Genomic DNA, 26,398 nt, shown 5'->3' with positions numbered 1-26,398 from the left:
CCCCTCGCGGGTGGGCGGTCGACGCGAGGCCGGTCTTCGGACTCCCGGATCGACGCCTGGCCGTCCGCCTTCCCAGCCGGACGGCCAGTGGCTGCGCTCCTCGCGCGTGGACGGTGGCTCCCCGGTCACCGCGGCGGGCCCGTGCCGGTTTTCCACCGGCTTCCCGATTCTCCCCGCGCACGCGGGGCACCTCACATGATCGTGCCGCCGCGATGCTAGCGCCTCGCGCGGCGGCGGCCCAGCGCGGCGACCGTCCAACACGGCCTGACGGCCCAACTCCCTCGGCCGGTCGCGGCCCGCGGCAGCGCTCCGGCCTGCGGCGACGGCCCCAGCTACGCGGGTCGGAGGCCACGCGCCGGCGTACCCACCACCGCCAGGGGGCGGTCAGGCACGCCGGTGGCGCGAGCCGCCGGTCATTCCCGCAGGGTCTGGCTGGGCGACCGCCCGTAGGCCCGGCGGTACTGGGTGGCGAACCGGCCCAGGTGGACGAAACCCCAGCGGGCGGCGACGGCCGCCACGGTGAGGCCCGCGCCGGGCTCGGCGGCCTGGAGGTCGCGGTGCACCCGCTCCAGGCGTACCCGCCGCAGGTAGAGCGTCGGGGTGGTGTCGAGGTACCGCCGGAAGGCCTGCTGGAGCGCCCGCGCGCCCAGCCTGGCCGCGATCGCGACGTCCGTCACGGTCAACGCCTGGTCCGCGTGTTCCTCGATGTAGGCGACCGCGCGCCGGACCGCCGCCGGCGCGATGGCCCCGTCGCCGCGGGTCGGTGCCTCGGTCATCGTCGTGTTGGGGAACGTGGACAGCGCGACGGCCGCCAGCAGCCTGAGCGCCTCCGCCTGCACCAGGGCGTTCGCCCCGAACGCGGTGTCCGGCAGCACGACCCGGGTGAGATACCGCCTGGTGTCGCGCCAGAGGCCCGCGGCGGCCGGGGACACCGGCAGCAGTCCCTGGAACCGCAGGTTCACCGGCGCGATGCCGCACCGCTCCTGCGCGACCCGCCGCACCTCGGCGAGGGGAAGCTCCAAGGCGACGACTTCCATGTCGCGGTGCAGGACCGTCCTGGTCCGCCGGGGCGGCACCAGCAGCAGGTCACCCGCTCCGGCCATGACCTCCCCGGCCCCGGCGTCGAGCCCCCAGCCGCCGGAAAGCACCTCCGCCACCCCGACGACATCCTGGGCGAACACATCGTTGTCCGCGTTCATCGCGTAGCGCACCCGGGCGAGGCTGGCCGCGCCGAACCGCGCATGGGTGGCACGGAAGGTGAACTCGCCGGTACGGCCGAACGCGCGGATCCGGTGGTCCGGGTAGGCAGCCAGCAGCCACCGGTGCGCCTCGTCTGGATCGTCCGTGGCCAGCCGCGCCCATGGCGGCGAGTCGGCGGGCACCTCGTCGCCGTACTCGGTCTGTTTCGCCGCCGGTGGTTTCGCGCCGGCACGTCCTGTCACGACACCTCCCGCATCGCCGACGGAGGCGCCAACCGGTGCCCTCGTCCTCACCTCGCCCGGAGCCAGAAATAGCGGGGCGGCGCACTGCTCGGAGTCACGCCGCCAGCGGTCGTGGCCCTTTCAGCGCGCATTCTGGTCGTCCACGGGAGGCGATAGAAGTCGCCACGTGCCCGACTGTCCGGTGTGCGAAGCCGATGTACGGGCAACGAACACCGCCGGCCGTCACGTTTCACCTACGCCGCCGGGCGCTGGCGCGCCGGCACCCGAGCCGGGCATGCTGTCGCGATGGGGGTACGGGTCGAGCGCGCCGCCGAGGTGACCACGGTAATCCTAGACCGGCCGGCGGCCCGCAACGCCGTCGACGGGCCCACCGCCCGGGCCCTGGCCGACGCGTTCCGCGCCTTCGAGGCCGACCCGGCGGCGGCGGTGGCCGTGCTGTGGGGGGCCGGCGGCACGTTCTGCGCGGGCGCGGACCTCAAGGCGATCGGCACGCCGAGCGGCAACCGCGTCGAGCCGGACGGCGACGGCCCGATGGGCCCGACGCGGCTGCGCCTGTCCAAGCCGGTGATCGCGGCGATCTCCGGGCACGCCGTGGCCGGCGGGCTGGAGCTGGCGCTCTGGTGCGACCTGCGGGTCGCCGAGTCCGACGCGGTGCTCGGAGTCTTCTGCCGCCGTTGGGGCGTGCCACTGGTCGACGGCGGCACGGTCCGGCTGCCGAGGCTGATCGGCGAGAGCCGGGCGATGGACCTGATCCTCACGGGCCGGCCGGTGCCCGCCGGGGAGGCGTACACGATGGGGTTGGTGAACCGGCTGGTCGCGCCGGGCGAGGCCCGCGCGGAGGCCGAGCGGCTGGCCGCCGAGATCGCCCGGCATCCGCAGGCGTGCCTGCGCAACGACCGGGCGGCGGTGCTGGCCGGCGCGAACCTGCCCGAGCCGGACGCCCTCGCGGTCGAGCTGGCGTACGGCGTGTCGTCCCTCGCAGCCGACGCGTCGGCGGGGGCCGCCCGGTTCGCGGCCGGCGCGGGCCGCCACGGAGCCCCCGCCTGACGGTGTCGGCCGCCCGCTACCCGAGGTCGCGCAGGGCGGTCTCGATGGCGCGGTGGAAGGTCGGGTACGCGTAGATCATGTGCCGGAGCTGGCTCAGCGGCACCGCCGCGTGCACCGCCACCACCAGCCCCGACAGCACCTCGCCGCCGGCCGGGCCGACCGAGGTGGCCCCGACCAGCACCCCCCGGTCGGCGTCCGCGACCAGCTTGACGAACCCGTCGCCCCGGTGGATCCAGCCCCGGGTGGACGAGTCGAGCCGGCTCACCCCGACCTGCACGTTGATGCCCCGCTCGCGGGCCTGCCGCTCGGTGATCCCGACCGCGCCGACCTCGGGGTCGGTGAAGGTGACCCGGGGCAGCGCCCGGTAGTCGGCGTGCGGCACCCCTCCGGCGATCCCGGTGCCCTCCGTGCGCGCCGCGCCGCCGGCCGCGCTGGCGGCACCGCTCGCGTCCGCACCGGCCTGCGCCCGCCGGACGTGGTCGAGCACGTCGGCGATCACGATGGCCGCCTGGTACATGGCGATGTGGGTGAACGCTCCCTCCCCGGTCAGGTCGCCGACGGCCCAGATCCCGTCGGCGGCGCGCATCCGGTCGTCCACGGCGAGGAACCGCTGGCCCGGGTCGACGCCGACGGTGTCGAGCCCCAACTCTTCGAGGTGCGCCCGCCGGCCGGTGACCACCAGCAGCCGTTCGGCGGTGAACTCGGCACCGCCCACCGCGCGCAGCGTGAACGCCCGCCCGTCGTGGTCGACCCGCTCGGCCCGTACCTCGGTGGCGATCCGCACCCCGTCGGCGCGCAGGGCGGCGGCGACCACCTCTGAGGACTCGGGCTCCTCGGCGGCGAGCACCCGCTCCGACTCCTCCAGCACGGTCACCTCGACGCCGAACCGGGCGAAGACCTGGGCCAGTTCCAGCCCGATCGCGCCCCCGCCGAGCACCAGCAGGGCCCCCGGCAGCTCCTCGACCTCGATGGCCTGTTGGTTCGTCCAGTACGGCGTGTCGGCCAGGCCTGGCAGCGGCGGCACGAAGGGCCGGGTGCCGGTGCCGAGCACGATGCCGTGCCGGGCCTGGAAGACCCGGTCGCCGACGCGGACCCGGCCGGGGCCGTCGAGCGACCCGCTGCCCCGCACGAACCGGCCGCCCCTGCCGGTGAACCGCTCCACCGCGGCCCGGTCGTTCCAGGTGTCGGTGGCCTCCTCGCGGATCCGCTTCGCCACCGGGGCCCAGTCGGGCCGGACCTCCGCCTCGCCCGCGAACTCGTTGACCCGCCGCGCCTCGGCGAGGGCGTTCGCCGCCCGGATCATCATCTTGCTCGGGATGCACCCCCAGTACGGGCACTCGCCGCCGACCAGCCTCCGCTCGACGCCGACGACGCTCAGGCCGGCCTCGGCGAGCCGGCCGGCCACCTCCTCCCCGCCGACCCCGAGCCCGAGCACGACCACGTCCACCAGTTCCGGTTCCGCCATCGGGCCAGCATTCCGCACCGGACGACCGGCGGCCACCGCGCTGCCGGAATCCCCGCACCAGGGGACCGGCGAACCCTCACCGACACCAGCGTCCGCATCGGTGGCGACCGCGACAACGGCCGGAATTGCCGCGCCTTCCGGGCCCGTGGGCACCTACTGTGGCCGGATGCGTGCGCGCTTCGCCCCCGTCCGGGACTGCTTCCACGACCTGTTCGCCGCGGGCCGGGAAACCGGGGCCGGCCTCGCCATCTGGTACGACGGCACGCCGGTCGTCGACCTCGTCGCCGGTTCCCGCGCGGCCGTCCCGCCCGGCCTGGCGGTGCCGCTGGCGGGGGCCGGTGACCCGTGGCGGCCGGGCACGCTGGTCAACGTCTACTCGGTGGGCAAGCCGCTGGCCGCCCTCTGCCTGCTCCTGCTCGTCGACCGGGGGCGACTCGACCTCGACGACCCGGTGGCCGAGCACTGGCCCGGTTTCCGCGCGCCGGCCACGGTCCGCCAGGTGCTCAGCCACACCGCCGGACTGCCGGCGTTTCCGGTGCCCCGGCCGGCCGGCGCGGTCGCCGACTGGGGCCTGCTCTGCGCCGACCTGGCCGCCGCCGAGCCGCAATGGACGCCGGGGACGGTCGCGGGAGAGCACGCCTGGACGTACGGGCACCTCGTGGGCGAGCTGGTGCGCCGGGTGGACGGGCGGCCGGTGGGCCGGTTCCTGGCCGAGGAGATCGCCGGCCCGTGGCGGCTCGACCTGGGCTTCGGGCTCGGGGCGGCCGACCAGCGGCGGTGCGCCGAACTGTCGTACGCCGACCCGGACTGGCCGGTCCGCACGCTCGGCGAGCCGGGGTCGCTGCGGGCGGCGGCGCTGGGCAACCCGGCGGGCGGCCTCGACGTGGCGGTGCTGAACAGCCCGCTGTGGCGGGGCGCGCAGGTGCCGGCGGTGAACCTGCACGCCACGGCTGCCGGCCTGGCTCGCTGCTACGCCGGTCTGCTCGCCGGGGGCGTCCTGGACGGGGTGCGGCTGTTCAGCCCGGAGCTGGTCGCCGAGGCGACCCGGGCCCAGTACGACGGCCCGGACCTGGTGCTGGACCGCCGGGCGTGCTGGACGCTGGGCATGCAGCGGGAGCCGGACGGCAGCTGGGGCATGGGCGGGATCGGCGGCAGCAGCGCCTGGGCCGACCCGGAGCGGGGCTACGTCTTCGCGTACGCCACCGCGCGGCTGGCCGAGCACGACCGTGTCGAAGACCTCGTCGAGGCCCTGCACTCCTGCCTCTGAGCACGCCGCGGGACGACCCGGTCGAAGGCGGCGCAGGCGGCGGCCAACGCCGGTTGGTCGTGCACCCGCAGGTCGCGGGTGAGCAGGACGATGGCGGTACGCGTCATGGGCCGGTGGGTGCCAGGGCCGGGCCGGGGACCACGACGGGGGTGCCGGTCGGGGTGAGCAGGGCCCGTCCGGCCACGGCCAGCCGCCGCCGCCGGGGCACGAGCGCCCGCCGGACGAACACGTCGTAGTCCTGGGCGGCGACCTCGTCGAGGATGCCGCCGTAGAGGGCGTACGCGGTGCGCATGCACGCCTGGGAGGCGGGCGCGAGCAGGGTGATGCCCGGTGCGGCGGCCTCGTAGTGCGCCTGGGCGCGGCTCACCTCGTACTCGATCAGGTCGCGGATCCGGGGGGTGCTCCAGCCGCGCGCGGCGGCGGCGAACAGGTCCTCGCGGGTCACGTCGAACTTGGCCAGGTCCTCGTCGGGCAGGTACGTCCGGCCGCGCGCCAGGTCCTCGGCGACGTCCCGGATGAAGTTGGTGAGCTGGAAGGCGAAGCCGAGCTGCCGGGCGGGCTCGCGGGCGGCGGCCGGGTCGGAGCTGCCGAGGATCGGCAGCATCATGGTGCCGATGACGGCGGCCGAGCCCTCCATGTAGTCGAGCAGGTCGTCGTAGGTCGGGTACGCGGTGACGGTCAGATCCATCGCCATGCTGCGCAGAAACGACGTGAAGTCGGCCCGGTCCAGGTCGAAGACGGCAATGGTGTGCAGCACCGCCGGCAGCAGCGGGTCGTCGACCGGGGCCCCGCCCAGCCCGGCCAGGAAGCGGCTCGACCAGTCGTCGAGCCGGGCGGCCCGCCCGGCGGGCGGCAGGTTCTCGGTACGGTCGACGATCTCGTCGGCGTACCGGGTGAAGCCGTACAGGGCGTGCACATGCCGCCGTTTCCATGCGGGGAGCAGGCGAGTGGCGAGATAGTAGGTGCGGCCGTGACGTCTGTGCAGCTCGCGGCAGCGGTCATAGGCAGCGGTGAGGTCGACGTCCACCGGCCCCCCCCTTTGAAATCGACGCAGAAATCGACGCAACTCGTAACCCTAGGGTACGCTCGCCGACATGGCCAACGACGCACCTGCGGGAAATGCGCTCCGCGTCGCGCCGGCACAGCCGGAAGCGACGGGCGATCCGGTCCGCGGTGTACTGGCCGCGTTCACGAAAGACCTGGTCAAGTGCGTTGACGACACTCTCGCGGCGTTCCTTGCCGCCGAGGTCGCCGCGCTCGCCGAGATCGACGTGGCGATGGGCGGATTCGCCGCGACGGCACGCGACTGCGTGCTGGCCGGCGGCAAGCGGGTCCGGCCCACGTTCGCCTACTGGGGCTGGCGTGGCGCGGCCGGCGGGGCCGAGCCCCTGCCGGCGGTACTGCCGGCGCTCGCGGCCCTGGAGCTGCTGCACACGTTCGCCCTGGTGCACGACGACGTGATGGACGCCTCCGACACCCGGCGCGGCCGGCCCACGGCGCACCGGGCCGCCGCCGCCCGGCACGCCGCCGCCGGGCACACCGGCGACCCGGAGCGGTTCGGCGAGGCGGTGGCCGTGCTCATCGGCGACCTCTGCATGGTCTGGGCCGACCGGCTGCTGGCACACGCCACCGTGCCGCCGGCCCGGCTGCTCGACGTCCGGCGCTGCTACGACCAGATGCGGGTCGAAACGGTCGCCGGGCAGTATCTCGACATCCTGGGCGAGAACGACGCGGGCAACTGGTCGCTGGACCGGGCCCTGCGGGTCGCCCGCTACAAGACCGCCAGCTACACCGTCCAGCGCCCGCTGCTGTTCGGCGCGCTCCTGGCCGGCGCCGACGCCGACGCGCCGCTGACCGCCGCGTACACCCGCTACGGCCTGGCCGTCGGCGAGGCGTTCCAGCTCCGCGACGACCTGCTCGGCGTCTACGGCGATCCGGCCACCACCGGCAAGCCGGCCGGCGACGACCTGCGCACCGGCAAGCCGACCGCGCTGCTGGTGCTCGCCCGGCAGTTCGCCACCGGCACCCAGCGCCGGGCGCTGGAGCGGGCCGGCACGGTCACCGGCACCCGCGAGGTGGCCCGGCTGGCCGAGCTGGTCACCGACACCGGTGCGGTCGCCCGGGTCGAACGGATGATCTCCGATCGGGTCGCCGAGGCGCTGGCCGCACTCGACACCGCGTCGGTCGACGAGACCGCGCACACGGCGCTGACGGGCCTCGCCACCGCCGCCACCACGCGGCGGGCATGATGGGCAACCTCGTGAGGGAGGTGGTCGCGTGCGCACCGTGACCGGACGTACGGACCGGGTGGTGGTCGTCGGGGCGGGGCTCGGAGGGCTGGCCTGCGCGCTGCACCTGGCCGGCAGCGGGCGGCAGGTGACCGTGCTCGAACGCGAGGCGGTGCCGGGCGGCCGGGCCGGCCGGCTCATCGTCGACGGGTACGAGTTCGACACCGGCCCCACCGTGCTCACCATGCCCGACCTGATCGCCGAGGCGCTCGACGCGGTCGGCGAGGAGCTGGGCGACTGGGTCGAGCTGATGCCGCTGGACCCGGCGTACCGGGCGTACTACCCGGACGGCTCGACGCTCGACGTCATCACCGACACCACCCGGATGGCCGCCGAGATCGCCTCGGTCTGCGGGCCCCGCGAGGCCGACGGCTACCTTCGCTTCGTCGACTACGCGCGAAAGCTGTGGCGGCTGGAGCGGGCCGACTTCATCGACCGTAACCTCGACGCCCCCACCGACCTGCTCACCGGCAACCTGCTGAAGCTGTTGGCGGGCGGCGCGTTCCGCCGGCTCCAGACGAAGATCGAGCAGTTCTTCCGCGACCCGCGTACCCAACGGATCTTCTCCTTCCAGGCCATGTACGCCGGGCTCGCCCCGCACGACGCGCTGGCCATCTACGCGGTCATCGCGTACCTCGACTCGGTGGCCGGGGTCTACTTTCCGCGCGGCGGCATCCACGCGGTCTCCCGGGCGATGGCCAGCGCGGCGGAGAAGCACGGCGTGCAGATCCGGTACGGCACGACGGTGGCCCGGGTGGAGACCGCGAACGGCCGGGCTACCGGGGTGGTCACCGCCGACGGCGAGTTCGTCGAAGCCGACGTGGTGGTGCTCAACCCGGACCTGCCGGTCGCCTACCGGGACCTGCTGCCGCCGGCCCGGCGGCGCCGGCTGACCTACTCACCGTCGTGCGTGGTGCTGCACGTCGGCTCGCGGCAGGGCTATGAGAAAATCGCCCACCACAACATCCACTTCGGACGATCCTGGAAGGGCACGTTCGACGAGGTGATCCGGCGGGGGGAGCTGATGACCGACCCGTCCCTGCTCGTCACCAACCCCAGTCGCACCGACCCGTCGGTCGCCCCGACCAGCGGGCACACGTACTACGTGCTCGCCCCGGTGCCGAACCTCGACCGGGCCCCGTTCGAGTGGCGCGGCGACCTCACCCGCCGGTACGCCGACCAGCTCCTCGGGACGCTGGAGGAGCGCGGGTACGTCGGCTTCGGCGATGGCGTCGAGGTGCTGCGGGCGATCACCCCGGCCGAGTGGGCGGAGCAGGGCATGGCCGCCGGCACCCCGTTCGCGTCCGCGCACAGCCTCTTCCAGACCGGCCCGTTCCGCCCGTCGAACCTGCACCGGACGCTCGCCAACGTGGTGTTCGTCGGCTCCGGCACCCAGCCGGGCGTGGGCGTGCCGATGGTCCTGATCTCCGGCAAGCTGGCCGCCTCCCGCGTCACAGGGGGGCCACCCGCGAGCGCGCGGAACGCAGCGAAGCGGAGTCCCGCAGCCACGAACAAAGGCGGATTCCGGTGAGCGCCCGGGAGGGACACCTGGTCGAGCTGGTCGACGACGGCGGCCGGGCCCACGGCGAGGCGACGGTGGCCGCCGCCCACCAGCCGCCCGGCCGGCTGCACCGGGCCTTCTCCGTGCTGCTGGTCGCCCCGGACGGCCGGGTGCTGCTCCAGCGTCGGGCCGCCGCGAAGACCCGGTTCCCGCTGCGCTGGGCCAACTCCTGCTGCGGCCACCCCGCGCCGGGCGAGTCGCTCGTCCTCGCCGCGAACCGCCGGCTGGGCGAGGAGCTGGGTGTCGGGCCCGTCGAGCTGACCGAGGCCGGCGTGTACGTCTACTACGCCGAGGACCCGACCACGGGCCGGGTCGAGTTCGAGTACGACCACGTGCTGCGTGCCGACGTCCCGGCCGACCTACCCGTGCGGCCGGACCCGGACGAGGTGGCCGAGCTGCGCTGGGTCGACCCGGCGGCGCTGGAGGCCGACCTCGCCGTCGACCCACACCCGTACGCGCCCTGGCTGGGCGGGGTGGTGAACCGCCTGCTGCGCCCGTCCCCGCCGGCGGTCGCCGACGGCACCAGCGCGGTCCCGGCCGGTTCCGGGGCGGATGACGCGGCGGAGCGGTCGGGTGGGCGATGAGGCGCTGAGCGCGGGGGCCGTGGCGCGCCGACTGGGCGTCGCGGTCACCACGCTGCGCACCTGGCACCAGCGGTACGGGCTGGGCCCCAGCCAGCACCTGCCGGGCCACCACCGGCGGTACACGCCGGCCGATCTCGCCCGCCTGGAGATCATGCGCAAGCTCACCTCGGATGGGGTCACCCCGGCCGAGGCGGCCCGCTGGGCCCGGCAGGTGCCGGTTCCCGGCCCGGCCGGCGAGCCGCCCACCGTCGTCGCCAACCGGGTCCGGCCGGGCGGCGAGCGCGACGGCGGCGGGCAGACCATCCCGGTCGGGCGGGCCGGCCCCGCGGCCCGGGGGCTGGCCCGGGCCGCGATGCGGCTGGACTCGGTGGCGATCGGGGAGACGATCGGGCAGACCCTGGCCACCGACGGCGTCGTGGCCACCTGGGAGGGGCTGCTGCGCCCGGTGCTCGCCGGCATCGGCGAACGGCACGCCGCCACCGCCGGCCTCATCGAGGTGGAGCACCTGCTGTCGCGGTGCGTCTCGGAGGCGTTCGCCACCGTCGCGCGCGCCGGCTCGGCCACCGGCCCGGCCCGCCTCCTGCTCTCCTGCGCCGACGAGGAGCAGCACACCCTGCCGCTGGAGGCGCTCGCCGCCGCGCTGGCCGAGGCCGGCGTCGCGTATCGGATGCTCGGTGCCCGGGTGCCGGCGGCGGCCCTGGTCGAGGCGGTCAACCGTACCGGCCCGGCCGCCGTGGTGATCTGGTCGCACACCCTGGCCACCGCCGACCCGGCCCAGCTCACCGCGCTGCTGGCCAGCCCGCGCCGGCCGCTGCTGGTGCTGGCCGCCGGCCCGGGCTGGCGGGCCGACTCGCTGCCGGCCGGCGTGGTCCGCCCGGTCGACCTGGCCGAGGCGGTCTCGCTCGCCCTTGCCGTACGCGACTCGCTGGACCAATCGGTAGAGGGCTGACCGCCCTGCCGTTTTTGTGCGTCGTCCACTAGCGTCGAGTGGCCCACGGCCCCCGACCCCTCGGAGTGACGATGAGCGCACGCACCGTACTGGCGCTCGGCCTCAGCCTGGCGTTGTTCCTGACCGGCTGCAGCGGGCGGCAGACCGACCGGTGGTCGGAGGCCACCGCCTCCCCGTCGGCCTCGCCGGAGCCGACACCGGAGCCGACCGTCGCGCCCAAGCCGACCCGCACCACCCCGCCCCGGCTGCGCCCGCGCCCCACCGCCCTCCCGGCCGGGCTGCGCCGGACCACGGGCGGCCGGGCGGTGGCGTTGACCTTCGACGACGGGCCCGACCCGACGTGGACGCCGAAGATCCTCGACCAGCTCCGGGCGGCTGGGGCGAAGGCCATCTTCTGCGTGGTCGGCACGCAGGTACGGAAGCACCCGCAGCTGGTCGCCCGAATCGCCCGCGAGGGTCACCAACTCTGCAACCACAGCTGGCGGCACGACATCGACCTCGGCCGGCGGCCGGTCGTCGAGATCCGCGCCGACCTGGCGCGCACCAACCGCGCCATCGGGGCGGCCGCGCCAGGGGCCAAGGTGTCCCTCTACCGCCAGCCGGGCGGGCGGTGGACCCCCGAGGTGGTGACGGTGGCGAAGCAGCTCGGCATGCGATCGCTGCACTGGAGCGTCGACCCGCAGGACTGGGCGAAGCCGACCGCCCCGACGATCACGAAGCGGGTCACCAGCGCGGCCAGGCCAGGCTCGGTCGTGCTGATGCACGACGGGGGCGGGAACCGGGCCGCCACGGTCGCCGCCTGCGCTCGCCTGATCGGCGACCTGCAGCGGCGCTACGGGCTCACCCGGCTCGGCTAGACCGCCCGTGAACTGCTGTTTTGCAGCCGATTGCGCCCCCGGCCATACCGATTTGTTTCGCGGGCCGCACGTCACGTATGCTTTCCAAGCCTCCGGCGGGGCCGGATGGGAGCAAGTCCGCTAGAAGTTGCGAGTGTGCAATGATGGCGGGGCCGCCCTCATCGTCTAGCGGCCCAGGACGCCGCCCTTTCAAGGCGGTAGCACGGGTTCGAATCCCGTTGGGGGCACGACCGGCGCAAGCCGGAGCAACACCGGTAACACCAGCAAGGTCCTGTGGAGCAGTCGGAGTGCTCGCCGCCCTGTCAAGGCGGAGGTCGCGGGTTCAAGTCCCGTCAGGACCGCAAGCGCTGACGCCGCGCGTAAGATGCGCGGCGTTCTGCGTATCGGAGCAGGTGCCCTACCGACGGTGACCCCGCCGCTTGGGTACGATGAGCCGAGCAGCACGGCCAGGTAGCTCAGTTGGTACGAGCGTCCGACTGAAAATCGGAAGGTCGGCGGTTCGACCCCGCCCCTGGCCACATAGCCTTTCGCCGGGCTACAGAGGTCCCCACCAGCGGAAACGCAGGTGGGGATCTTGCTTTTGCGGTGCCAGTCGCGTCGGCCCCGTCTCAGCGGTGGGGGCACTCGGGCACATCCTGGGCGGTTCCGGCCCGTGAAAGGGCCCCCGACTTCCAAGACCCCCCTCGCTGGCGGCGTCACGACCACTCGGCGCGACTGTCCGGCATCCGAGCGCATCGGGTCCGGATACCGGCACTATGCAAGCTGCACTCCAAGGCACCAGCCGGTATGGTCCGGGCCTATGGGACAGGAGATCGACGGTCCGACAACCGTCCGGCAGGACGTCGCACAGTACTCGCTCCGCAGCAGTCTCCTCGTTCCCGCCTCCGCCGAGCGAGCCTTCGCGGTCTTCACGGGGGCCCTCACCGACTGGTGGGTGCCGGAATACACCTGGTCCGGGCCGGCCGCGCTTGCCGAGTTGGGCGTCGAGCCGCACGCCGGCGGCATGCTCTACGAGATCGGTCCGCACGGTTTCCGCGCCGACTGGGGCCGGGTGCTCATTTGGGACCCGCCCCGCCGCCTGGTGTTCGTCTGGCAGATCGGGCCGGACCGGGTACCGGTCCCCGACCCGGCGCAGGCCAGCGAGGTCGAGGTGTTGTTCCTTCCCGAGGGCCCGGAGCGGACCCGGGTGGAGGTCGAGCACCGACACTTCGACCGGCACGGCGAGGCCGCCGAGGGGTACCGGCAGGCGCTCACGGCGGGCTGGTACGAACTGCTCTCCCGGTACCTGTCCTCGGTCCTGCACCCTGATGCCTGACCCGGCCCGGCTCCGCCGCGTACCCGATCGGCTCCACCCGCCATGGTTGGCACCCCCTGCGGACCGCCAGCGGCCCGCGCCGGTCAGCGGGTGAGGCCCCGAGCCGGCCGAGAGGCGGGGGACACTCCCCGGCCGCCCAGGTCGGCGCGGTGGCCCGCCGCCGCGCCCGAGCCGAATCCGGTGCCGCCGAGCCGCCTTGGCGCGGCCGTGCGCAGCCGGGGGTAGACCTCGGTGACCCGGCGCTGGACCTGGTCCGAGCGGTCGGCCAGCACCAGCGCGACGGAGGGCCCGCCCGAGTCGGCCACCGCGCCGGCCTCCGCCGCCGCCAACCGCCCGCCGACCACCTGGGCGAACCCGGCGAGCCAGGACCGCCGGAACGCGGCCGGGTGCTCGCCCGCCGGGACGGCGGTGCCGGCCAGCCCGTGCGCGGCCTGCACCAGCAGCGAGGTGTAGAGCAGGTCGACCCGCTCCAGGTCGCTGGCGAAGCCGAAGAGGTGCATCGCGAAGCCGTCACCGTGCCGGCGGCGCACGCACCGGCAGCGCAGCGGGTCGGCGACGGCGGCGAGCAGGCCGGCCTTGTCCCGGGCGTACGGGGCGACGACCTCGACCACCCGGTCGCCGACCGGGTCGGTGGCCGGGTCGCGGGCCGCCAGGAGGGCCCGGTCCACGCCGTAGCGGGCGATCAGCTCGGTGGCCTTGGCGGTGAAGGCGGCGGACTCCTGCGGCGTGCAGGCCGGGTCCTCCGCCTTCGCCAGCAGCTTGCGCACCTTGGCGAGCATGGCCTGCGACATGCCACCAGAGCTATCACATCGACCCTGCCACGGCCGCCCGCCGTCGCCGCGCCCGCCGCGCCGTTATCCGCCGACAACCTCGCCGGCACGCTCACCACCTGCTACGGCGGCGCGGTGCGCTCGTACTTCCAGACCGGAGGCTGGGGCGGCGAGGCCGGCACTTCTCGAACCTGCGCTACGAGTACGAGCCGCTGATCGCGTACCACGCGTTCTGACCGGCGGAGCCCCGGCGCCCGTCCCCCCGGGCCGGGCGCCGGGTGTCAAGCGGCCCGGCTGCGCAGGGTCGCCACCGTCGAGCCGGCGAGGGTGAGCAGGCAGTCCGGCAGCAGGCCGTCGGCGACCGCCGCGCCGAAGAGCGCCTCCCCCGTGTCCGCGTCGGCGTTGGCGTACGCGCTGACGAAGCGCGCCACCCAGCGGGTGTCGTAGCCGGCCTCGTCGATGCCGGGGAACTCCAGCGCCGCGCCGCCGTGGGCAGGCACGTCCCCTACCATGGTGGCCGCGAGGCACCAGGCGACCCCGTACGCGCCGGCCAGGCCGGACCGGTCGACCACCTCGTCGAAGGTGCCCACCACCGCCTCGCCGTCCCCGGCCAGGGCCGAGTGAAGCACGGCGGTAGCGTCGTCCAGCGTCTGCTGCGGTACGTCCGTCACCCGCCGAACTGTACGTCGGGTGGTCAAGCGGTGACCACCCGAGAGCGCGAACCTCGTGACCCTCCGTGCACACACAGGGCTAGCAGGCGTTTGACTCGCCTCCACGGTCCCGCCGGTCAGCCAGGCACGCTAATGTGCGCAGCGGACCTTTCCCGGAGGAAGGACGACCATGCTCGTATCACCCGGCTCGCGCGTCGCCGCCCTGGCGGCCTGCGGGGCGCTGCTCCTCGCCGGTGCCGGCTGCGGCACCGACGACTCCAAGGAGGCGACCACCACCCCACAGGTCCGCCTCTACGGCACCGACGGCAACATGACCAACGCGTACGCCGTGGAGTTGAAGGAGCGCGCCGACCTGCTCGACGGCATGAAGGGCACGACCCCGCTCACGCCGTTGCCGGACTCCTTCAAGAACCGCCTCCGCGGCGTCAACTCGAAGCTGACGGACTACCTCTACTCCGCCGAGTCTTACGACGCGGTCATGATCAGTGCCCTGGCCGCGCAGCTTGCCGGCACCACCGAGCCGGCCGCGATCGCCAAGCAGATCGTCGGTGTCACCAACAACGGCCAGCGGTGCGAGAAGCCGGCGGACTGCCTGCGGCTCGCGCGGGACGGCCGGGACATCGAGTACCGGGGCGTATCGCTCAACCGGGCCGGGTTCACCGACGCCGGGGAGCCGGCAACGGCCAGCTACGCCACCTTGACCTTCGGCGAGCAGAAGATCGACGACGGCAAGACCGAGTTCGTCGGCGCCGGTGACGACTCGGCGGCGAGCACCAAGAACCCGCCCCGGCCGCAACGGCAGCGCGGCACGAAGGCCCTCTCGGCGCCACTGGTCCTCGGCGGGCTGCTGCCGCGCACCGGCGACCTGGCCATCGCGTACCCGCCGCTGGCCGCCGGAGCCGCGCTCGCCGTCAAGGAGATCAACGCGGCGGGCGGGGTGCTCGGTGAGGACGTGGTCTGGATCGACGGTGACGACGGCACCAACCCGTCCGTCGCGAAGGCCACCGTGGCAAAGCACATCCGGGAGGGCGTGCACGTCATCATCGGCGCCGGTGCCTCGGGCATCTCCCGGGCCGTCCTGCCCGACGTGGTGGCCGCCGGCCTGGTGCTCTTCTCGCCGTCCAACACCGACGCCGGGCTGACCGCGGTCGAGGACAAGGGGCTCTACTTCCGTACCGCCCCACCAGACAGCCTCCAGGGGCGCGCCCTGGCCGACGTGATCCTGCGCGACGGGCCGCACCGGATCGCCCTGGTGGCGCGAAAGGACTCCTATGGCGAGGGCCTCCAGGAGAACGTCCGCGCCGAGCTGGAGCGGGCCGGGCTGGACGGCGACCAGGTGAAGCTGCTGACGTACGAGCCGCCGGCCGACGCGAAGGCCCCGCCGCTGGACTTCACCGCCGGGGCCCGCGAGATCAAGGCGTATGGCGCGGACGCGGTGTTGGTCATCGGCTTCGGCGAGTCCGCGCAGGTGATCCGGGCGCTGGCCGACTCCGGGGTGCAGATCCGGCACTGACGGCACCCGACCGCGCCGACGGCCGCCCCCGCAGGATCGCTCACGGGGGCGGCCGTCGCGGTTCCGGCGGCGGGCCAGCGGCCTCGGCGGCGGGCCAGCGCGGCCTCGACGGTCGTGGCGGCGGGTCAGCGGCTCCGGCGGCGCTCCAGGAACTCGGTCATCCGCCGCCGCTTCTCCTCGTCCTCGAACAGCACCGCCTGGCTGACCAGGTCGAGGTGCGGATGGGCGGCCGGAGGCGCGTCCACGGCCAGCTTGGTCAGCCGCAGCGCCAGCGCGGAGCCCTTGGCCATCTCGTCGAGCAGCCCGTGCGCGGCGGGCAGCAGCTCGGCCGGCTCGTCGACCACCCGATTGACCAGGCCGATCCGCAGCGCCTCTGCGGCGTCCACCCGGCGGCCGGTGAAGAGCAGTTCCTTGGCCCGGGCCTCACCGACGAGCGCCGGCAGCCGGTGGGTCGCGCCCGCGCCGGCCAGGATGCCCAGCCGCACCTCGGGCTGCCCGAAGACCGCGCGCGCCGTGCACAACCGCAGGTCACACGCGTACGCAAGCTCGGCCCCGCCGCCCAGCGCCGGCCCGTCCACGGCGGCGACGGTCGGCATCGGCAACGCCCGAACCCGGGCGAACGCGGCGGAGTTGATCGCGGCGAGCGCGTCGAGCCGGCCGCGCTCGCGAAGCTGGCCGATGTCCGCCCCGCCGGCGAAGATGCCCTCGGTGCCGCCGGTGAGCAGCAGCAGCCGGGGCCGGGCCTCCAGCTCGGCGCAGACGGCGTGCAGCTCGGCGATCAGCTCGGCGTCGATCGCGTTGCGCTTCTCGGGCCGGTCCAGCGTCACCACCAGCCGGTCGGGACGCTCCTCGATCCGCAGCCCGCTCACCGCTTCCCGCCCTCGTCCCATCGGTAGAAGCCCTGCCCGGACTTGCGGCCCAGCTTCCCCTCGGCGACCATCCGCTCCAGCAGCGGCGGGGGCGCGAACCGGTCCCCGTACGCGACCTGGAGGGTGCGGGCGATGTCGAGCCGGACGTCCAGCCCGACCAAATCGGTCAGCTCCAGCGGGCCGACCGGGTGTCGGTAGCCGAGCACCATGGCCTTGTCGATGTCGGCGGGGCTGGCCACCCCGTCGGCGACCATCCGGATCGCCTCCAGGCCGAGGGTCACCCCGAGCCGGGAGGTGGCGAAGCCGGGCAGGTCGCGTACCACGACGGGGTCCTTGCCGAGCCGGCCGGCGAGCGCGACGGCCGCCGCGGTGGTCTCGTCGGCGGTGGCCTGGCCCACCACGATCTCCAGCAGCGCCATGGCCCAGACCGGGTTGAAGAAGTGCAGGCCGAGGAAGCGCTCGGGACGGTCCAGCCCGGCGGCCAGCTCGCCGATGGCGATGCTGGAGGTGTTGCTGCCGAGCAGCGCGGGACGCAGGGCGGCGGCGTCGCGCAGCACCGCCCGCTTGAGGTCGAGCCGCTCGGGGACGGCCTCCACCACCACATCCGGCGCGGGCGCGATCTCGCCGAGGGACCCGCGCAGCGTCAGCCGTTCCCGGTTGGCCGTCGCCTCGTCGGCGGTGAGCTTTCCGCGCTGGACCGCCCGCTCCCACAGCTCGCCGAGCCGCGCCCCGGCGGCGGTCGCCCGGCCCGCGTCGACCTCCACCAGCTCGACGCGGTAGCCCGCGCCGGTCGCCACGTAGGCGATGCCGAGGCCCATCGTGCCGGCTCCGACGACGACAAACCGACCGCTCATGACGTCTCCTCGCTCCGCCCGGCGCGCGGGGTCTCCGCCGTGCCGGGGCGCTCGCTCCGCTGGCTCATGGGTGCGACCCTATGCAGCACCGCCACTCAACGGATGCGTGGGGGCGCGTCGATCCGGGTAAGGACGGCCGTCAACCGAGGGAAGGACCCGACATGAGCCAGGCACCGGAGAGTGTGGAGAGCACCGAGACCGTGGAAACCCGGGGCGACGAGCGGGTCGACCTGCTCCGCGCGGACACCAACAACGACGGGAAGACCGACGTCTGGGTGGTCGACACCGACGGCGACGGCCGGGCCGACCTGTTCCAGTTCGACACCGACGGTGACGGCAAGGTGGACATCACGATGGTCGACCTCGACGAGGACGGCACTCCCGACGAGGTCGTCGACGGCGACGGCGGCCTCCCGCCCGAGCAGTTCCCCCCGACCGTCCAGGTCTGAAATGCAAGGAAGGGCCCCCTGTTAACGCGGGCGTTAACAGGGGGCCCTGCTAACCGCCCGCGCCCGGTTATCTGCCACGCCCAGGCACGGAGCGGCGCGCTCAGCCGGTCAGGGTCAGCGTCGCCAGGTAGTACGGGGCGTCCCGGTCGTCCACGTCAACCAGCCGCCACGGGGTGCCCCGCACCAGGTCGGCCAGCTCGGCCACGGAGCAGACCAGGTAGTCGAACCACTCGGTGCCCAGCTCGCGGTAGCGCAGCCGCAGCCGTAGCTGGCCGCCGAGCCGGCGGCGCCGCCGATTGCGCTCGTGGTAGCCGGTGTGCACCGGGTCGCTGGTGCCGTACGGGTCGGTGCCGTGCGCGATGACCTGCGCCCCGGGCCGGGCGAGCGCGGCCAGCGCGGCGAGGAACGCGGGCGCGCGCTCCCGCCCCTCCAAGAGCCCGAGGTTGTTGCCGAGCAGCAGGAAGGTGTCGTACCGCCGGCCGTCGGCGACGTGCTCGTCGACCGTGCCGTGCACCAGGTCCCGCACGCCGCGCCGTCGGCACACCTTCAGCGCCCCGAGCGAGGTGTCCAGACCGGTCACCGGCACGCCGCGCTCCTGGAGCAGCAGCGCGATCCGGCCGGCGCCGACGCCGACGTCCAGCGTCTCGCCGCGCACCCGGTCCACGGCCCGGTGGTCGTACGGCTGCCAGTCCTCGGGGCCGGCCAGGTAGTGGGCGGCGGGGGCACCGTTGATCAGGCCGTCGTCTCGCTCGATGACCTCCACGACCGGCCGGGGCAGCCGCCCACCGGCCAGCGGCCGGGCGCCGCTGCCGCTGGCCACGGCGAGGGCGTCCCGCAGCAGCTCGCCGAAGACGTCGCCGATCCTGGGTTCCCCGGTCATAGGGTTCACGCTATCCCCGCTGCCGCGCGGACGCTCGGCCGTATCCTGTCGGCGTGACCACCTTGGACCGGCTGGGTGCCGAGAAGTACGTGCTGTTGACCACGTTCCGCAAGGACGGGCGGGCTGTGCCCACACCGGTGTGGGTGGTCCGCGACGGTGACGCGCTCGCCGCGTGGACCGCCTCTGCTTCCGGCAAGGTAAAACGCATCCGGCGCAGCGGCGACGTCACGATCGCCCCGTGCGACGTGCGAGGCCGCCCGCACGGCGCGGCGGTGGCCGGCCGGGCGACGATCTGCGATCCGACGGAGACCCTGCGGATCCGCGAGTTGCTGAAGCAGAAGTACCGGTTGTTGGGCCGCCTCAGCCTGCTGGGCAGCCGGCTACGCCGGGGCGAGGGCGGCACGGTGGGCATCCGGCTGACGCTCGCCGAGCAGGCCGACCCCGGAGCCGAGCAGAGCGGGTGAGGGGATCCCGGAGGGGAGCGAACTGCTGAGAGGGCAGGGCCTAGGCGGCGAGCAAAGCAGCCCGGCGACCTGAAGCCCTGGGCCGGACACGATCAGGGGCGGCAGATGCGATCTGCCGCCCCTGATCGGAACGGAATTCTGAAGGACTTCCCGGCGGGTCAGTCCCCCTGGCGTTGCTGGGGGATCTGCCCCTGCAGCAGGGCGCGAACCTCCGACTCGCGGTAACGGCGATGGCCGCCCAGAGTGCGGATGGCACTGAGCTTGCCAGCCTTGGCCCACCGGGTCACCGTCTTCGGGTCGACACGGAACATCGACGCCACCTCGGCCGGTGTGAGCAGCGGCTCCGGTTCGTGCGTTCGCGATGCCATATCGGTCACTCCTCCACAGGTATAGACATCGGCCGGGGTCCCGCCGGCCGACGCGTCTCCCATGGTCCGGCTAGTCCCCGATGTCCGACATGGGCCGAACGGCCGAAGGTCCCTAGACGGACGGATGAACCATGCCCGATTTATACGACTAATACACGTCAGAAGCCACCTTATTCGGACTCATAATCACTGGTCGTGATGCTCCAACTACGAGCCCACCTCACCTTGGGAGCGGTTCCATGGGCGGTTTGTTCCCCCTTGGGCAAGTCTTTACCCAGGTCAGGGCTAGTTGCACCGCTCCAGCAACTGGACCGCCCGCCACCGCGCGACGAGCCGGTCGTACGCCGCCGACGCCTCGTCGGCCTCCCCCTTGGACAGCCCGGTGAGGCCGCCCGCGACGAGCGCCGGGGAATCGTCCTCGGCGAGGGCCTCGTCGGAGAGCAACTGGACCAGGCCGCCATAGTCCAGCTCCACCACCGAGCGCGGGTGGAACTCCTCCAGCCAGCGCGCGGCCTCCTCCACCGCCTCGGTGATCGGCGCCTGGCCGACGGTCTTGCGCAGCACCGACAGCGCCCGGGACGACCGGCGGCGAGCCTTGGAGATCTCCGTCCGGTACCGCAGCGCGCGCCGCCCGGGCCGGGTCACCAGGTCCCGCTCCTCGAAGTCGAACAGCACGAACCAGCGCAGCGGCACCCCCCAGGTGGCGATCTGCTCGTGCACCCGGGGGACGCCGTGCTCCAGCACCCGGGCCCCGCTGCGCCAGTCCTCCACGACCGCCTTGGCCTGCCCGGCCAGGATCGGTGGCACGAACGCGTCGGCCAGCACGGACGGCACGCCGTCGCGGGCGCTCAGCGCCGCCTCGGCCACCCGGATCCGCAGGTTCCACGGGCAGACCAGCAGGGTGTCGTCGACCTCCAGGACGTACGCCTCCTCGGGCAGGTCGGGCAGCCGGGTCCAGCCCGCGCCGAGCGCCTCGATGACCGCCGTCCGCTGCCGCACCGGCCCCTCCGACGGGGCCACCGCCCGCCCCTGTTGGACGTAGCGCCGCCAGAAGGACTGGCGGTCCCGGTCGAAGGCGGTCAGCGGCTCGTACACCCGCAGGTACGAAGCGAAGAGCGACGGCACGGCGCGATCCTCCCACGAGACGGAACCGCGACGCCCACAGCGCCCCCGATCACGCGCGCGGCCCCCCGCCGGCCCGCCGGACGCCCGCGCACTGGGCACGCTGCGGACGACGGCACGGCGTCGGCCGATACTAGGCTCGGTAGCACCGGCAGCATCCCGCCGGCGTGCGACCAGGTCCGCGTCCCACAAGGACGCATACCGTCACAGGAGTCAGCCATGGGCGTTTTCACCAGCACCGACGACCCGTCATCCACGGGCCACGAGCAGGTCGTGTTCTGCCAGGACACACAGACCGGCCTCCGCGCGATCATCGGGATCTACTCCACCGCGCTCGGCCCCGCGCTCGGCGGCACCCGCTTCTACCCGTACGCCGACGAGGAGTCGGCGCTTGCCGACGTGCTCGACCTGTCACGCGGCATGGCGTACAAGAATGCGCTCGCCGGGCTCGACCTGGGCGGCGGCAAGGCGGTCATCTGGGGCGACCCGGAGCAGCTCAAGAGCGAGCCGCTGCTGCGCGCGTACGGCCGCTTCGTGGAGTCGCTGAACGGCCGCTACTACACCGCCTGCGACGTCGGCACATACGTGGCGGACATGGACGTGATCGCCCGGGAGACCCGCTACGTCACCGGCCGCAGCGTCGAGCACGGCGGGGCCGGGGACTCCTCGGTACTGACCGCCTGGGGCGTCTTCCAGGGGATGCGGGCAGCCGCCGAGCACGTCTGGGGCGCGCCCACCCTGAACGGCAGGCGGGTCGGCGTGGCCGGGCTGGGCAAGGTCGGCAAGCACCTGACCCGGCACCTGCTCGACGACCACGCCGAGGTGGTGGCAACCGACGTCGACCCCCGGCCGCGCGAGTGGGTGCGCGCCAACCATCCGCAGGTCGAGCTGGTCGACGACGCCGCCGCCCTCGTCGCCGCCGACATCGACGTGTACGCCCCGTGCGCGCTGGGCGGCGCTCTCAACGACGACACGGTGCCGGCGCTGCGGGCGAGGGTGGTCGCCGGGGCGGCGAACAACCAGCTCGCCCACCCGGGCATCGAGAAGCTGCTCGCCGAACGGGGCATCCTCTACGCCCCCGACTATGTGGTGAACGCCGGCGGGGTGATCCAGGTGGCCGACGAGATCGAGGGCTTCAACTTCGAGCGGGCCAAGCTCCGGGCCACCCGCATCTACGACACCACTCGGCAGATCCTGCGGCTCGCCGACGCCGAGGGGGTGCCGCCGGCGGTGGCGGCGGACCGACTCGCCGAGCGCCGGATGGCGGAGGTCGGCCGGCTGCGCGCCATCCACCTGCGGTGAGGGTCACCTACTGCGGTGAAGGTCACAGCCCGACCCGGAGGCGGTCGCCGCCCCGGGTCGGGCGACCGGGCAGGGCTGCGGGGCAGGTGACGTTAAGCTAGAAATCGGGGTGAAACGGCCCAACTGCCCGGAGTCACGGGCGCTTCGGCAACCGCCCCTTACCTCGATACGATCGGTGACGGCCGGATGACTGCGACGCATGGAGCCGGCCTGCGGTAACCCGAGGTGCCGAAGGGTGGCATCCCCATGTACCGTAAGAGCCACGAGAGATGCCTGACGTCATCGGGGCCCGCCTTCGGGCTGCCCCGAATTCTGTGCGAGGGGGTCGAGCCATGGGGCGCGGCCGTGCTAAGGCCAAGCAGACGAAGGTGGCCCGGGAGTTGAAGTACCACTCCCCGAACACCGACCTCACCGCCTTGCAGCGCGAACTGGCGGGTGCTGGTAAGTCGAACCACGACTTCGACGACGACTACAAAGAGTATGTCGACGACGACGACGAGGATCACGCGGACGAGGACCCAGACCCCTGGGTCCGTCCAACCCGTTGACCCCCGGGGGCAGTTGAGCACGCGGTAGTCCGCGTGCTCGCGTGTGTGCCCGTCCGGGGCCGGCGTACCAACCGATGATCAAGGATCTGTCCACCGGCGGCGTTCCGACCGATCGGCAGGTCCTTGATCTCGGGGTCATGCCCCTCAACGGGGCCGGTTGTTCCAGTTGTAGAACGTCGGGATGTTCTCGAAGTGGTTCCAGGCGCACACCGCGCCCGCGCCATCGTGTCCCGCCGCCTCCGACCGCAGCCGGCGCGCATCCTCCGCCTCCTGGAGCAGCGCGACGAGCCCGTCTGCGACATCCAGCACCCGGTCGACGACCGGGCCCTCGGCGCTCCCTCCGACGCGCTCAGGCTGTCGGTGTCCGGTGTTTTCGGGCATGGTCCAACACTCCCTCCAGTAAGCGGATCTTGCTGTTGCGGCAGTGCTCGGTTTCCGTACCGTCGAAACGCCCCAGCTCGAAGTAACGGTTGGCGGCGTGCCCGCCACCGCAGAACCCGAAGTACGGGCAGGACGCCCGGCACGCCTCCACACCGGCCAGGAACTCACCCACCCAGCCGGTCGCCCGCTCCGCGTCGGCCAGGATCTCGGCCAGCGGTGTGGTCAGCACGTTGCCGCTGCTGAAGTCGCCGTACCCGGGGGCGGAGAAGCCGGCCAACTCCGGGGAGAGCACGACCACCGACCCGTCGTGGCCGACCGTGGGGATCGGGTCGAGCCGCCGGGGCAGCAGCCCGTCGACCGTACCGTCGAGGACCGCCGCCGCGTACCGCAGCGACCACTCCACCTCGCGCAGGTGGATGCGGGGGTCGCGACGCCAGGCGGACACCAGCTCCGCCCAGAACGCCCGCACCTGGGCCGCGTCGTGGGCGTTGCCCCGGGTGTTGACCCCCTCCGTCTCCTCGATGTTGACGCCCAACACCTCGCAGCCCAGGCCGAGGAAGTAGTCGTACAGCTCAGCGGCCCGACCCGGCTCCGGGTCGTTGACCACCGCCAGGGCCGAGAACGGCAGCCCGTGCCGGCGCAGCGCCGCGACCCCCCGCACGATCCGGTCGTACGCCGGCCGGCCGGCGCGGGTGACGCGGTCGCCGTTGCGCCCGCGCGGCCCATCCACGCTCACGCTGACCCGCACCCGGTGCGCGGCGAGGAACTCGCACCAGGCGTCGTCGATGAGGGTCGCGTTGGTCTGCACGTGGTGCTCGACTTCCGGGCCGAACGGGGCGATCAGGGCGGCCAGGTGCTCCCGGCCGGCCGCGAGCGGCTCCCCGCCGTGCCACACCACCGAGAACCGGCCGGCCACCGCCCAGCGGTTCACCGAGGCCGCGACCGCCTCGGCGACCGCGACCGGCATCCGCCGATCCGCCGCCCGCAACGGCAGGTAGCAGTACGCGCAGTCGAGGTTGCAGAGAGTGGTCGGCTGCATCACGACGTACGACGGGACCGGGGAGATTCCCCGCATCCCGCTGAGCGGCCGTCCCCGAGCAGCCATCGCCCTCCTTCCCCACCCGAAGGGTGGCCTTCAGGCTAGGCGGCGATGGCCGCTCGGGTAACCCCCGCTCAGACGCCTTGACTGATCAATGACTCTCGATGCTAACCCCGGGTGTGCTGGCCAACCATCTGCACCTTGCCGGTGCCCTCGATGATCTCGCCAGCCTGCCAGGCGTCCACGCCCCGCCCGGTCAGCGTGGCGAGCGCCCGGTCGGCGTCCTCGGCGGAGACGATGGCGAACATGCCCACGCCCATGTTGAACGTCGCCTCCATCTCGTGGTCCTCGATCCGGCCCTTGGACTGGATCAGGTCGAAGATGGGCTGCGGCTTCCACGTGGAACGGTTGACCACCGCGTCCACGTTCTCCGGCAGGATGCGGACCAGGTTCCCCGGGATGCCGCCGCCGGTGACGTGCGCGATCGACCGCACCTCGGCCTCGGCGATCAGCTTGAGGCAGTCCTGGGCGTAGATCTTGGTCGGGGTGAGCAACTCCTCACCGAGGGTGCGCTGCCGGCCGAAGTCCTCGATCACCACGTCCAGCCGCATCCGGCCGGCGCCCAGCAGCACGTGCCGGACCAGCGAGTAGCCGTTGGAGTGCAGGCCCGAGGAGCGCATCGCGATGACCACGTCGCCGGTCTCCACCCGCTCCGGGCTGAGAATCTCGCTCTCCTCCACCACCCCGACGCCGGTGGCGGAGACGTCGTACTCGTCCGGGCGCAGCACGCCGGGGTGCTCGGCGGTCTCGCCGCCGAGCAGCGCACAGCCGGCGTACCGGCAGCCGTCGGCGATGCCCGCGCCGATCTCGGCCACCTTGTCGGGGACGACCTCGCCGCAGGCGATGTAGTCGAGCAGGAACAGCGGCTCGGCCCCGCAGGCCACCAGGTCGTCCACGACCATCGCAACCAGGTCGATGCCGATCGTGTCGTGGATGTCGAGCTGCTGGGCGATCACCAGCTTGGTGCCGACACCGTCGGTGGAGGACGCGAGGATCGGGTTCCTGTACTTCTTCGTGTCCAGCCGGAACAGGCCGGCGAAGCCGCCGAGGTCGCCCATGACCTCCGGACGACGGGTCTGCTTGACCTTGGACTTGAGCAGCTCGACCGCGCGGTCGCCCGCCTCGATCGAGACGCCCGCGTCCGCGTACGAGACCGAGCGTTTACGCGCCGGGCGGCCGGTGGCGGCCGTCCAGGGCGTGCGGTCGCCGCCGGTGCCGGTCGGGCTGCTTCCTGTGCCGCTGCGCTCGGACACGTGCGTCACGGTTCTCCCCTTTTGTGGTTCTCGCGGGGCCCGGCGGTGGCCGGTCGGACCCGCGTCGGGCGATGCTATGGGCGGTGTACGGTCGCGCCGCCCGAAGTGGCGACGAGCGGTGGGACGACGTGCCCGAGGGCGTCCGGGGCATCGGCGACCCGGCGTCCCACCCCTTCGAGCACGTGCTTGCCGATCAGGTTCCCGGCCGGCAGCTCGATCGGGTACTCCCCATCGAAGCAGGCCCGGCAGAGCCGGGTCTTCGGCTGCTCGGTCGCGGCGATCAGGCCGGGCAGCGAAACATAGCCCAGCGTGTCGGCGCCGATGGACCGCCGGATGCCCTCGTTGTCCAGCCCGTTGGCCAACAGCTCGGCCCGGGTGGCGAAGTCGATGCCGTAGAAACACGGCCAGTTGACCGGCGGGGAGGAGATCCGCACGTGGACCTCCAGCGCGCCCGCCTCGCGCAGCATCCGCACGATCGCCCGCTGGGTCTCCTCGGCGGCCGAAACCCCCACCCGCGACTTCTGACCCACCCCCGCCGACCGGCGGGGTCAGAGAATAGGGGGCGGAGTGTAGGTGGCCGCCGCGGGGTGGGCGCTGACGATCTTGGCGATGCGGGTGGTCACCCGGTCGACCTGGGCCCCGGCCGCGCCCACGAAGGCGGTGCGGTCGGCAACCAGGGCATCGATGTCGGCGCGGGACAGGCCCAGGCGGGCGTCGGCGGCGAGACGGTCGAACAGGTCGTTCTCGGCGGCCGCCCGCTCCCGCATCGCCAGCGCCACACCGACCGCGTGCTCCTTGATCGCCTCGTGCGCGGCCTCCCGGCCGACGCCCCGGCGTACCGCCGCGACCAGGATCTTCGTGGTGGCCAGGAAGGGCAGGAAGCGCTCCAGCTCCCGGTTGACCACCGCCGGGTACGCCCCGAACTCGTCCAGCACGGTGAGGAACGTCTGGAACAGCCCGTCGGCGGCGAAGAACGCGTCCGGCAGGGCCACCCGGCGGACCACCGAGCAGGAGACGTCCCCCTCGTTCCACTGGTCGCCGGCCAGCTCGCCGACCATCGACAGATACCCCCGGATGATC

Annotated in this window: 26 protein-coding genes, 3 tRNA genes, 3 pseudogenes and 1 riboswitch; of the genes and pseudogenes, 16 read left to right on the top strand and 16 right to left on the bottom strand. The window is 73.6% G+C overall.

Annotated elements, in window-relative coordinates; genetic code table 11:
* Nucleotides 1-9 precede the first annotated feature (9 nt).
* Nucleotides 10-209, bottom strand: a riboswitch (cobalamin riboswitch).
* 204 nt (nucleotides 210-413) lie between these two features.
* Nucleotides 414-1,442, bottom strand: coding sequence for an AraC family transcriptional regulator (locus tag MCAG_RS15955; RefSeq protein WP_050777982.1), 1,029 nt, complete (start codon nucleotides 1,440-1,442; stop codon nucleotides 414-416).
* Nucleotides 1,443-1,727: 285 nt separating this feature from the next.
* On the opposite strand from MCAG_RS15955, the gene MCAG_RS15950 reads away from it, so the two are divergent.
* The gene (locus MCAG_RS15950; protein ID WP_007074014.1) at nucleotides 1,728-2,489 is read left to right on the top strand and encodes a crotonase/enoyl-CoA hydratase family protein; all 762 of its coding nucleotides are present in this window, start codon (nucleotides 1,728-1,730) and stop codon (nucleotides 2,487-2,489) included.
* A gap of 16 nt (nucleotides 2,490-2,505) precedes the next feature.
* On the opposite strand, the gene MCAG_RS15945 is transcribed toward MCAG_RS15950, so the two are convergent.
* Nucleotides 2,506-3,954 carry an NAD(P)/FAD-dependent oxidoreductase gene (locus MCAG_RS15945; protein WP_036373665.1) on the bottom strand — a complete coding sequence of 483 codons (1,449 nt, stop codon included), beginning with the start codon at nucleotides 3,952-3,954 and terminating at the stop codon, nucleotides 2,506-2,508.
* A gap of 166 nt (nucleotides 3,955-4,120) precedes the next feature.
* Between MCAG_RS15945 and MCAG_RS15940 the strand changes: the two genes are divergently transcribed.
* Nucleotides 4,121-5,221 (top strand): serine hydrolase, encoded by a 1,101-nt coding sequence (locus tag MCAG_RS15940; RefSeq protein ID WP_036377289.1) that lies wholly within the window; start codon nucleotides 4,121-4,123, stop codon nucleotides 5,219-5,221.
* Between the two features lie 8 nt (nucleotides 5,222-5,229).
* On the opposite strand, the pseudogene MCAG_RS34870 reads toward MCAG_RS15940, so the two are convergent.
* A pseudogene (locus MCAG_RS34870) lies at nucleotides 5,230-5,328 on the bottom strand (deoxyribodipyrimidine photo-lyase); the annotation flags it as partial.
* Nucleotides 5,325-6,248 (bottom strand): phytoene/squalene synthase family protein, encoded by a 924-nt coding sequence (locus MCAG_RS15935; RefSeq protein ID WP_036373662.1) that lies wholly within the window; start codon nucleotides 6,246-6,248, stop codon nucleotides 5,325-5,327. The gene MCAG_RS15935 and the pseudogene MCAG_RS34870, both read right to left, overlap by 4 nt.
* Before the next feature lie 67 nt (nucleotides 6,249-6,315).
* Here MCAG_RS15935 and MCAG_RS15930 point away from each other — a divergent pair, with 67 nt between their 5' ends.
* The 9 genes from MCAG_RS15930 (at nucleotide 6,316) to MCAG_RS15890 (ending at nucleotide 12,775) form a co-directional block, all read left to right on the top strand.
* Entirely contained in the window at nucleotides 6,316-7,470 is a 1,155-nt protein-coding gene (locus MCAG_RS15930; protein ID WP_007074010.1) for a polyprenyl synthetase family protein, read from the top strand.
* A 28-nt stretch (nucleotides 7,471-7,498) separates the two neighbouring features.
* The gene (gene crtI / locus MCAG_RS15925) at nucleotides 7,499-9,040 is read left to right on the top strand and encodes a phytoene desaturase family protein (RefSeq protein WP_083802288.1); all 1,542 of its coding nucleotides are present in this window, start codon (nucleotides 7,499-7,501) and stop codon (nucleotides 9,038-9,040) included.
* Entirely contained in the window at nucleotides 9,037-9,654 is a 618-nt protein-coding gene (gene idi / locus MCAG_RS15920; protein WP_007074008.1) for an isopentenyl-diphosphate Delta-isomerase, read from the top strand. The genes crtI and idi overlap by 4 nt, the downstream gene beginning before the upstream one ends.
* Complete coding sequence (locus MCAG_RS15915; RefSeq protein ID WP_007074007.1) at nucleotides 9,644-10,603, top strand: MerR family transcriptional regulator; 960 nt, start codon at nucleotides 9,644-9,646, stop codon at nucleotides 10,601-10,603. Before idi ends, MCAG_RS15915 begins: the two co-directional genes overlap by 11 nt.
* A 71-nt stretch (nucleotides 10,604-10,674) precedes the next feature.
* Nucleotides 10,675-11,460: a polysaccharide deacetylase family protein gene (locus tag MCAG_RS15910; RefSeq protein WP_036373659.1), complete on the top strand. Its 786-nt coding sequence runs from the start codon at nucleotides 10,675-10,677 to the stop codon at nucleotides 11,458-11,460.
* A gap of 154 nt (nucleotides 11,461-11,614) precedes the next feature.
* Nucleotides 11,615-11,687, top strand: a tRNA-Glu gene (locus MCAG_RS15905).
* 40 nt (nucleotides 11,688-11,727) lie between these two features.
* Nucleotides 11,728-11,801: transfer RNA gene (locus MCAG_RS15900), tRNA-Asp, on the top strand.
* Between the two features lie 103 nt (nucleotides 11,802-11,904).
* Nucleotides 11,905-11,978: transfer RNA gene (locus MCAG_RS15895), tRNA-Phe, on the top strand.
* Nucleotides 11,979-12,259: 281 nt separating this feature from the next.
* Nucleotides 12,260-12,775 (top strand): SRPBCC family protein, encoded by a 516-nt coding sequence (locus MCAG_RS15890; protein WP_007074005.1) that lies wholly within the window; start codon nucleotides 12,260-12,262, stop codon nucleotides 12,773-12,775.
* Between the two features lie 83 nt (nucleotides 12,776-12,858).
* Here MCAG_RS15890 and MCAG_RS15885 read toward each other — a convergent pair whose 3' ends face one another.
* Together MCAG_RS15885 and MCAG_RS15880 are read right to left on the bottom strand one after the other, a co-directional pair.
* Nucleotides 12,859-13,566, bottom strand: a complete 708-nt coding sequence (locus MCAG_RS15885; RefSeq protein ID WP_007074004.1) for a DUF2786 domain-containing protein — start codon at nucleotides 13,564-13,566, stop codon at nucleotides 12,859-12,861.
* A 260-nt stretch (nucleotides 13,567-13,826) separates the two neighbouring features.
* Nucleotides 13,827-14,216 carry a hypothetical protein gene (locus tag MCAG_RS15880; protein ID WP_036373656.1) on the bottom strand — a complete coding sequence of 130 codons (390 nt, stop codon included), beginning with the start codon at nucleotides 14,214-14,216 and terminating at the stop codon, nucleotides 13,827-13,829.
* Nucleotides 14,217-14,385: 169 nt separating this feature from the next.
* On the opposite strand from MCAG_RS15880, the gene MCAG_RS15875 reads away from it, so the two are divergent.
* Complete coding sequence (locus MCAG_RS15875; RefSeq protein ID WP_007074002.1) at nucleotides 14,386-15,729, top strand: ABC transporter substrate-binding protein; 1,344 nt, start codon at nucleotides 14,386-14,388, stop codon at nucleotides 15,727-15,729.
* 125 nt (nucleotides 15,730-15,854) lie between these two features.
* On the opposite strand, the gene MCAG_RS15870 is transcribed toward MCAG_RS15875, so the two are convergent.
* Entirely contained in the window at nucleotides 15,855-16,598 is a 744-nt protein-coding gene (locus tag MCAG_RS15870) for an enoyl-CoA hydratase/isomerase family protein (protein ID WP_198141574.1), read from the bottom strand.
* Entirely contained in the window at nucleotides 16,595-17,452 is an 858-nt protein-coding gene (locus tag MCAG_RS15865; RefSeq protein WP_007074000.1) for a 3-hydroxyacyl-CoA dehydrogenase family protein, read from the bottom strand. Before MCAG_RS15865 ends, MCAG_RS15870 begins: the two co-directional genes overlap by 4 nt.
* A gap of 161 nt (nucleotides 17,453-17,613) precedes the next feature.
* Here MCAG_RS15865 and MCAG_RS15860 point away from each other — a divergent pair, with 161 nt between their 5' ends.
* On the top strand, nucleotides 17,614-17,901 hold the full coding sequence (locus MCAG_RS15860) for a hypothetical protein (protein WP_036373653.1): 288 nt from the start codon (nucleotides 17,614-17,616) through the stop codon (nucleotides 17,899-17,901).
* A 100-nt stretch (nucleotides 17,902-18,001) separates the two neighbouring features.
* Here the strand turns inward: MCAG_RS15860 and MCAG_RS15855 are convergent, their stop codons facing one another.
* A complete protein-coding gene (locus MCAG_RS15855) occupies nucleotides 18,002-18,781 on the bottom strand; it encodes a bifunctional 2-polyprenyl-6-hydroxyphenol methylase/3-demethylubiquinol 3-O-methyltransferase UbiG (protein WP_036373650.1) in 780 nt (259 codons plus the stop codon).
* A 53-nt stretch (nucleotides 18,782-18,834) separates the two neighbouring features.
* Between MCAG_RS15855 and MCAG_RS15850 the strand changes: the two genes are divergently transcribed.
* Complete coding sequence (locus MCAG_RS15850; RefSeq protein ID WP_007073998.1) at nucleotides 18,835-19,245, top strand: PPOX class F420-dependent oxidoreductase; 411 nt, start codon at nucleotides 18,835-18,837, stop codon at nucleotides 19,243-19,245.
* A 158-nt stretch (nucleotides 19,246-19,403) separates the two neighbouring features.
* Here the strand turns inward: MCAG_RS15850 and MCAG_RS15845 are convergent, their stop codons facing one another.
* The gene (locus tag MCAG_RS15845) at nucleotides 19,404-19,613 is read right to left on the bottom strand and encodes a BldC family transcriptional regulator (protein ID WP_007073996.1); all 210 of its coding nucleotides are present in this window, start codon (nucleotides 19,611-19,613) and stop codon (nucleotides 19,404-19,406) included.
* A gap of 285 nt (nucleotides 19,614-19,898) precedes the next feature.
* Nucleotides 19,899-20,738: a hypothetical protein gene (locus tag MCAG_RS15840; RefSeq protein ID WP_036373647.1), complete on the bottom strand. Its 840-nt coding sequence runs from the start codon at nucleotides 20,736-20,738 to the stop codon at nucleotides 19,899-19,901.
* Between the two features lie 216 nt (nucleotides 20,739-20,954).
* On the opposite strand from MCAG_RS15840, the gene MCAG_RS15835 reads away from it, so the two are divergent.
* Together MCAG_RS15835 and MCAG_RS15830 are read left to right on the top strand one after the other, a co-directional pair.
* Entirely contained in the window at nucleotides 20,955-22,037 is a 1,083-nt protein-coding gene (locus MCAG_RS15835) for a Glu/Leu/Phe/Val dehydrogenase (protein WP_007073994.1), read from the top strand.
* 332 nt (nucleotides 22,038-22,369) lie between these two features.
* Nucleotides 22,370-22,585, top strand: a complete 216-nt coding sequence (locus MCAG_RS15830; RefSeq protein WP_036373645.1) for a DUF3073 domain-containing protein — start codon at nucleotides 22,370-22,372, stop codon at nucleotides 22,583-22,585.
* Between the two features lie 144 nt (nucleotides 22,586-22,729).
* On the opposite strand, the gene amcA is transcribed toward MCAG_RS15830, so the two are convergent.
* From amcA to MCAG_RS15805, 5 genes and pseudogenes are all read right to left on the bottom strand, one after another.
* Nucleotides 22,730-22,966 carry a multiple cyclophane-containing RiPP AmcA gene (gene amcA, locus MCAG_RS15825; RefSeq protein WP_007073992.1) on the bottom strand — a complete coding sequence of 79 codons (237 nt, stop codon included), beginning with the start codon at nucleotides 22,964-22,966 and terminating at the stop codon, nucleotides 22,730-22,732.
* Nucleotides 22,935-24,041 (bottom strand): cyclophane-forming radical SAM peptide maturase AmcB, encoded by a 1,107-nt coding sequence (gene amcB, locus MCAG_RS15820; protein WP_304412205.1) that lies wholly within the window; start codon nucleotides 24,039-24,041, stop codon nucleotides 22,935-22,937. The genes amcA and amcB overlap by 32 nt, the downstream gene beginning before the upstream one ends.
* Before the next feature lie 131 nt (nucleotides 24,042-24,172).
* Nucleotides 24,173-25,327, bottom strand: coding sequence for a phosphoribosylformylglycinamidine cyclo-ligase (purM, locus tag MCAG_RS15815; protein WP_036373642.1), 1,155 nt, complete (start codon nucleotides 25,325-25,327; stop codon nucleotides 24,173-24,175).
* Between the two features lie 65 nt (nucleotides 25,328-25,392).
* Nucleotides 25,393-25,809 (bottom strand): annotated as a pseudogene (locus MCAG_RS15810) (amidophosphoribosyltransferase); the annotation flags it as partial.
* 57 nt (nucleotides 25,810-25,866) lie between these two features.
* Nucleotides 25,867-26,398, bottom strand: a pseudogene (locus MCAG_RS15805) (adenylosuccinate lyase); the annotation flags it as partial.

This window comes from Micromonospora sp. ATCC 39149 (assembly GCF_000158815.1).
Classification (GTDB): domain Bacteria; phylum Actinomycetota; class Actinomycetes; order Mycobacteriales; family Micromonosporaceae; genus Micromonospora.
This window is presented reverse-complemented; position numbering and strand designations above follow the sequence as displayed.

What these genes read in the sequence shown, in the direction of transcription:
- amcA (WP_007073992.1), bottom strand. Translation starts at nt 22,966, where the DNA reads ATGCCCGAAAACACCGGACACCGACAGCCTGAGCGCGTCGGAGGGAGC.
- MCAG_RS15865 (WP_007074000.1), bottom strand. Translation starts at nt 17,452, where the DNA reads ATGAGCGGTCGGTTTGTCGTCGTCGGAGCCGGCACGATGGGCCTCGGC.
- MCAG_RS15855 (WP_036373650.1), bottom strand. Translation starts at nt 18,781, where the DNA reads ATGACCGGGGAACCCAGGATCGGCGACGTCTTCGGCGAGCTGCTGCGG.
- MCAG_RS15875 (WP_007074002.1), top strand. Translation starts at nt 14,386, where the DNA reads ATGCTCGTATCACCCGGCTCGCGCGTCGCCGCCCTGGCGGCCTGCGGG.
- MCAG_RS15950 (WP_007074014.1), top strand. Translation starts at nt 1,728, where the DNA reads ATGGGGGTACGGGTCGAGCGCGCCGCCGAGGTGACCACGGTAATCCTA.
- MCAG_RS15885 (WP_007074004.1), bottom strand. Translation starts at nt 13,566, where the DNA reads ATGTCGCAGGCCATGCTCGCCAAGGTGCGCAAGCTGCTGGCGAAGGCG.
- MCAG_RS15945 (WP_036373665.1), bottom strand. Translation starts at nt 3,954, where the DNA reads ATGGCGGAACCGGAACTGGTGGACGTGGTCGTGCTCGGGCTCGGGGTC.
- MCAG_RS15845 (WP_007073996.1), bottom strand. Translation starts at nt 19,613, where the DNA reads ATGGCATCGCGAACGCACGAACCGGAGCCGCTGCTCACACCGGCCGAG.
- MCAG_RS15940 (WP_036377289.1), top strand. Translation starts at nt 4,121, where the DNA reads ATGCGTGCGCGCTTCGCCCCCGTCCGGGACTGCTTCCACGACCTGTTC.
- amcB (WP_304412205.1), bottom strand. Translation starts at nt 24,041, where the DNA reads ATGCGGGGAATCTCCCCGGTCCCGTCGTACGTCGTGATGCAGCCGACC.
- MCAG_RS15910 (WP_036373659.1), top strand. Translation starts at nt 10,675, where the DNA reads ATGAGCGCACGCACCGTACTGGCGCTCGGCCTCAGCCTGGCGTTGTTC.
- MCAG_RS15835 (WP_007073994.1), top strand. Translation starts at nt 20,955, where the DNA reads ATGGGCGTTTTCACCAGCACCGACGACCCGTCATCCACGGGCCACGAG.
- MCAG_RS15930 (WP_007074010.1), top strand. Translation starts at nt 6,316, where the DNA reads ATGGCCAACGACGCACCTGCGGGAAATGCGCTCCGCGTCGCGCCGGCA.
- MCAG_RS15830 (WP_036373645.1), top strand. Translation starts at nt 22,370, where the DNA reads ATGGGGCGCGGCCGTGCTAAGGCCAAGCAGACGAAGGTGGCCCGGGAG.
- MCAG_RS15890 (WP_007074005.1), top strand. Translation starts at nt 12,260, where the DNA reads ATGGGACAGGAGATCGACGGTCCGACAACCGTCCGGCAGGACGTCGCA.
- MCAG_RS15860 (WP_036373653.1), top strand. Translation starts at nt 17,614, where the DNA reads ATGAGCCAGGCACCGGAGAGTGTGGAGAGCACCGAGACCGTGGAAACC.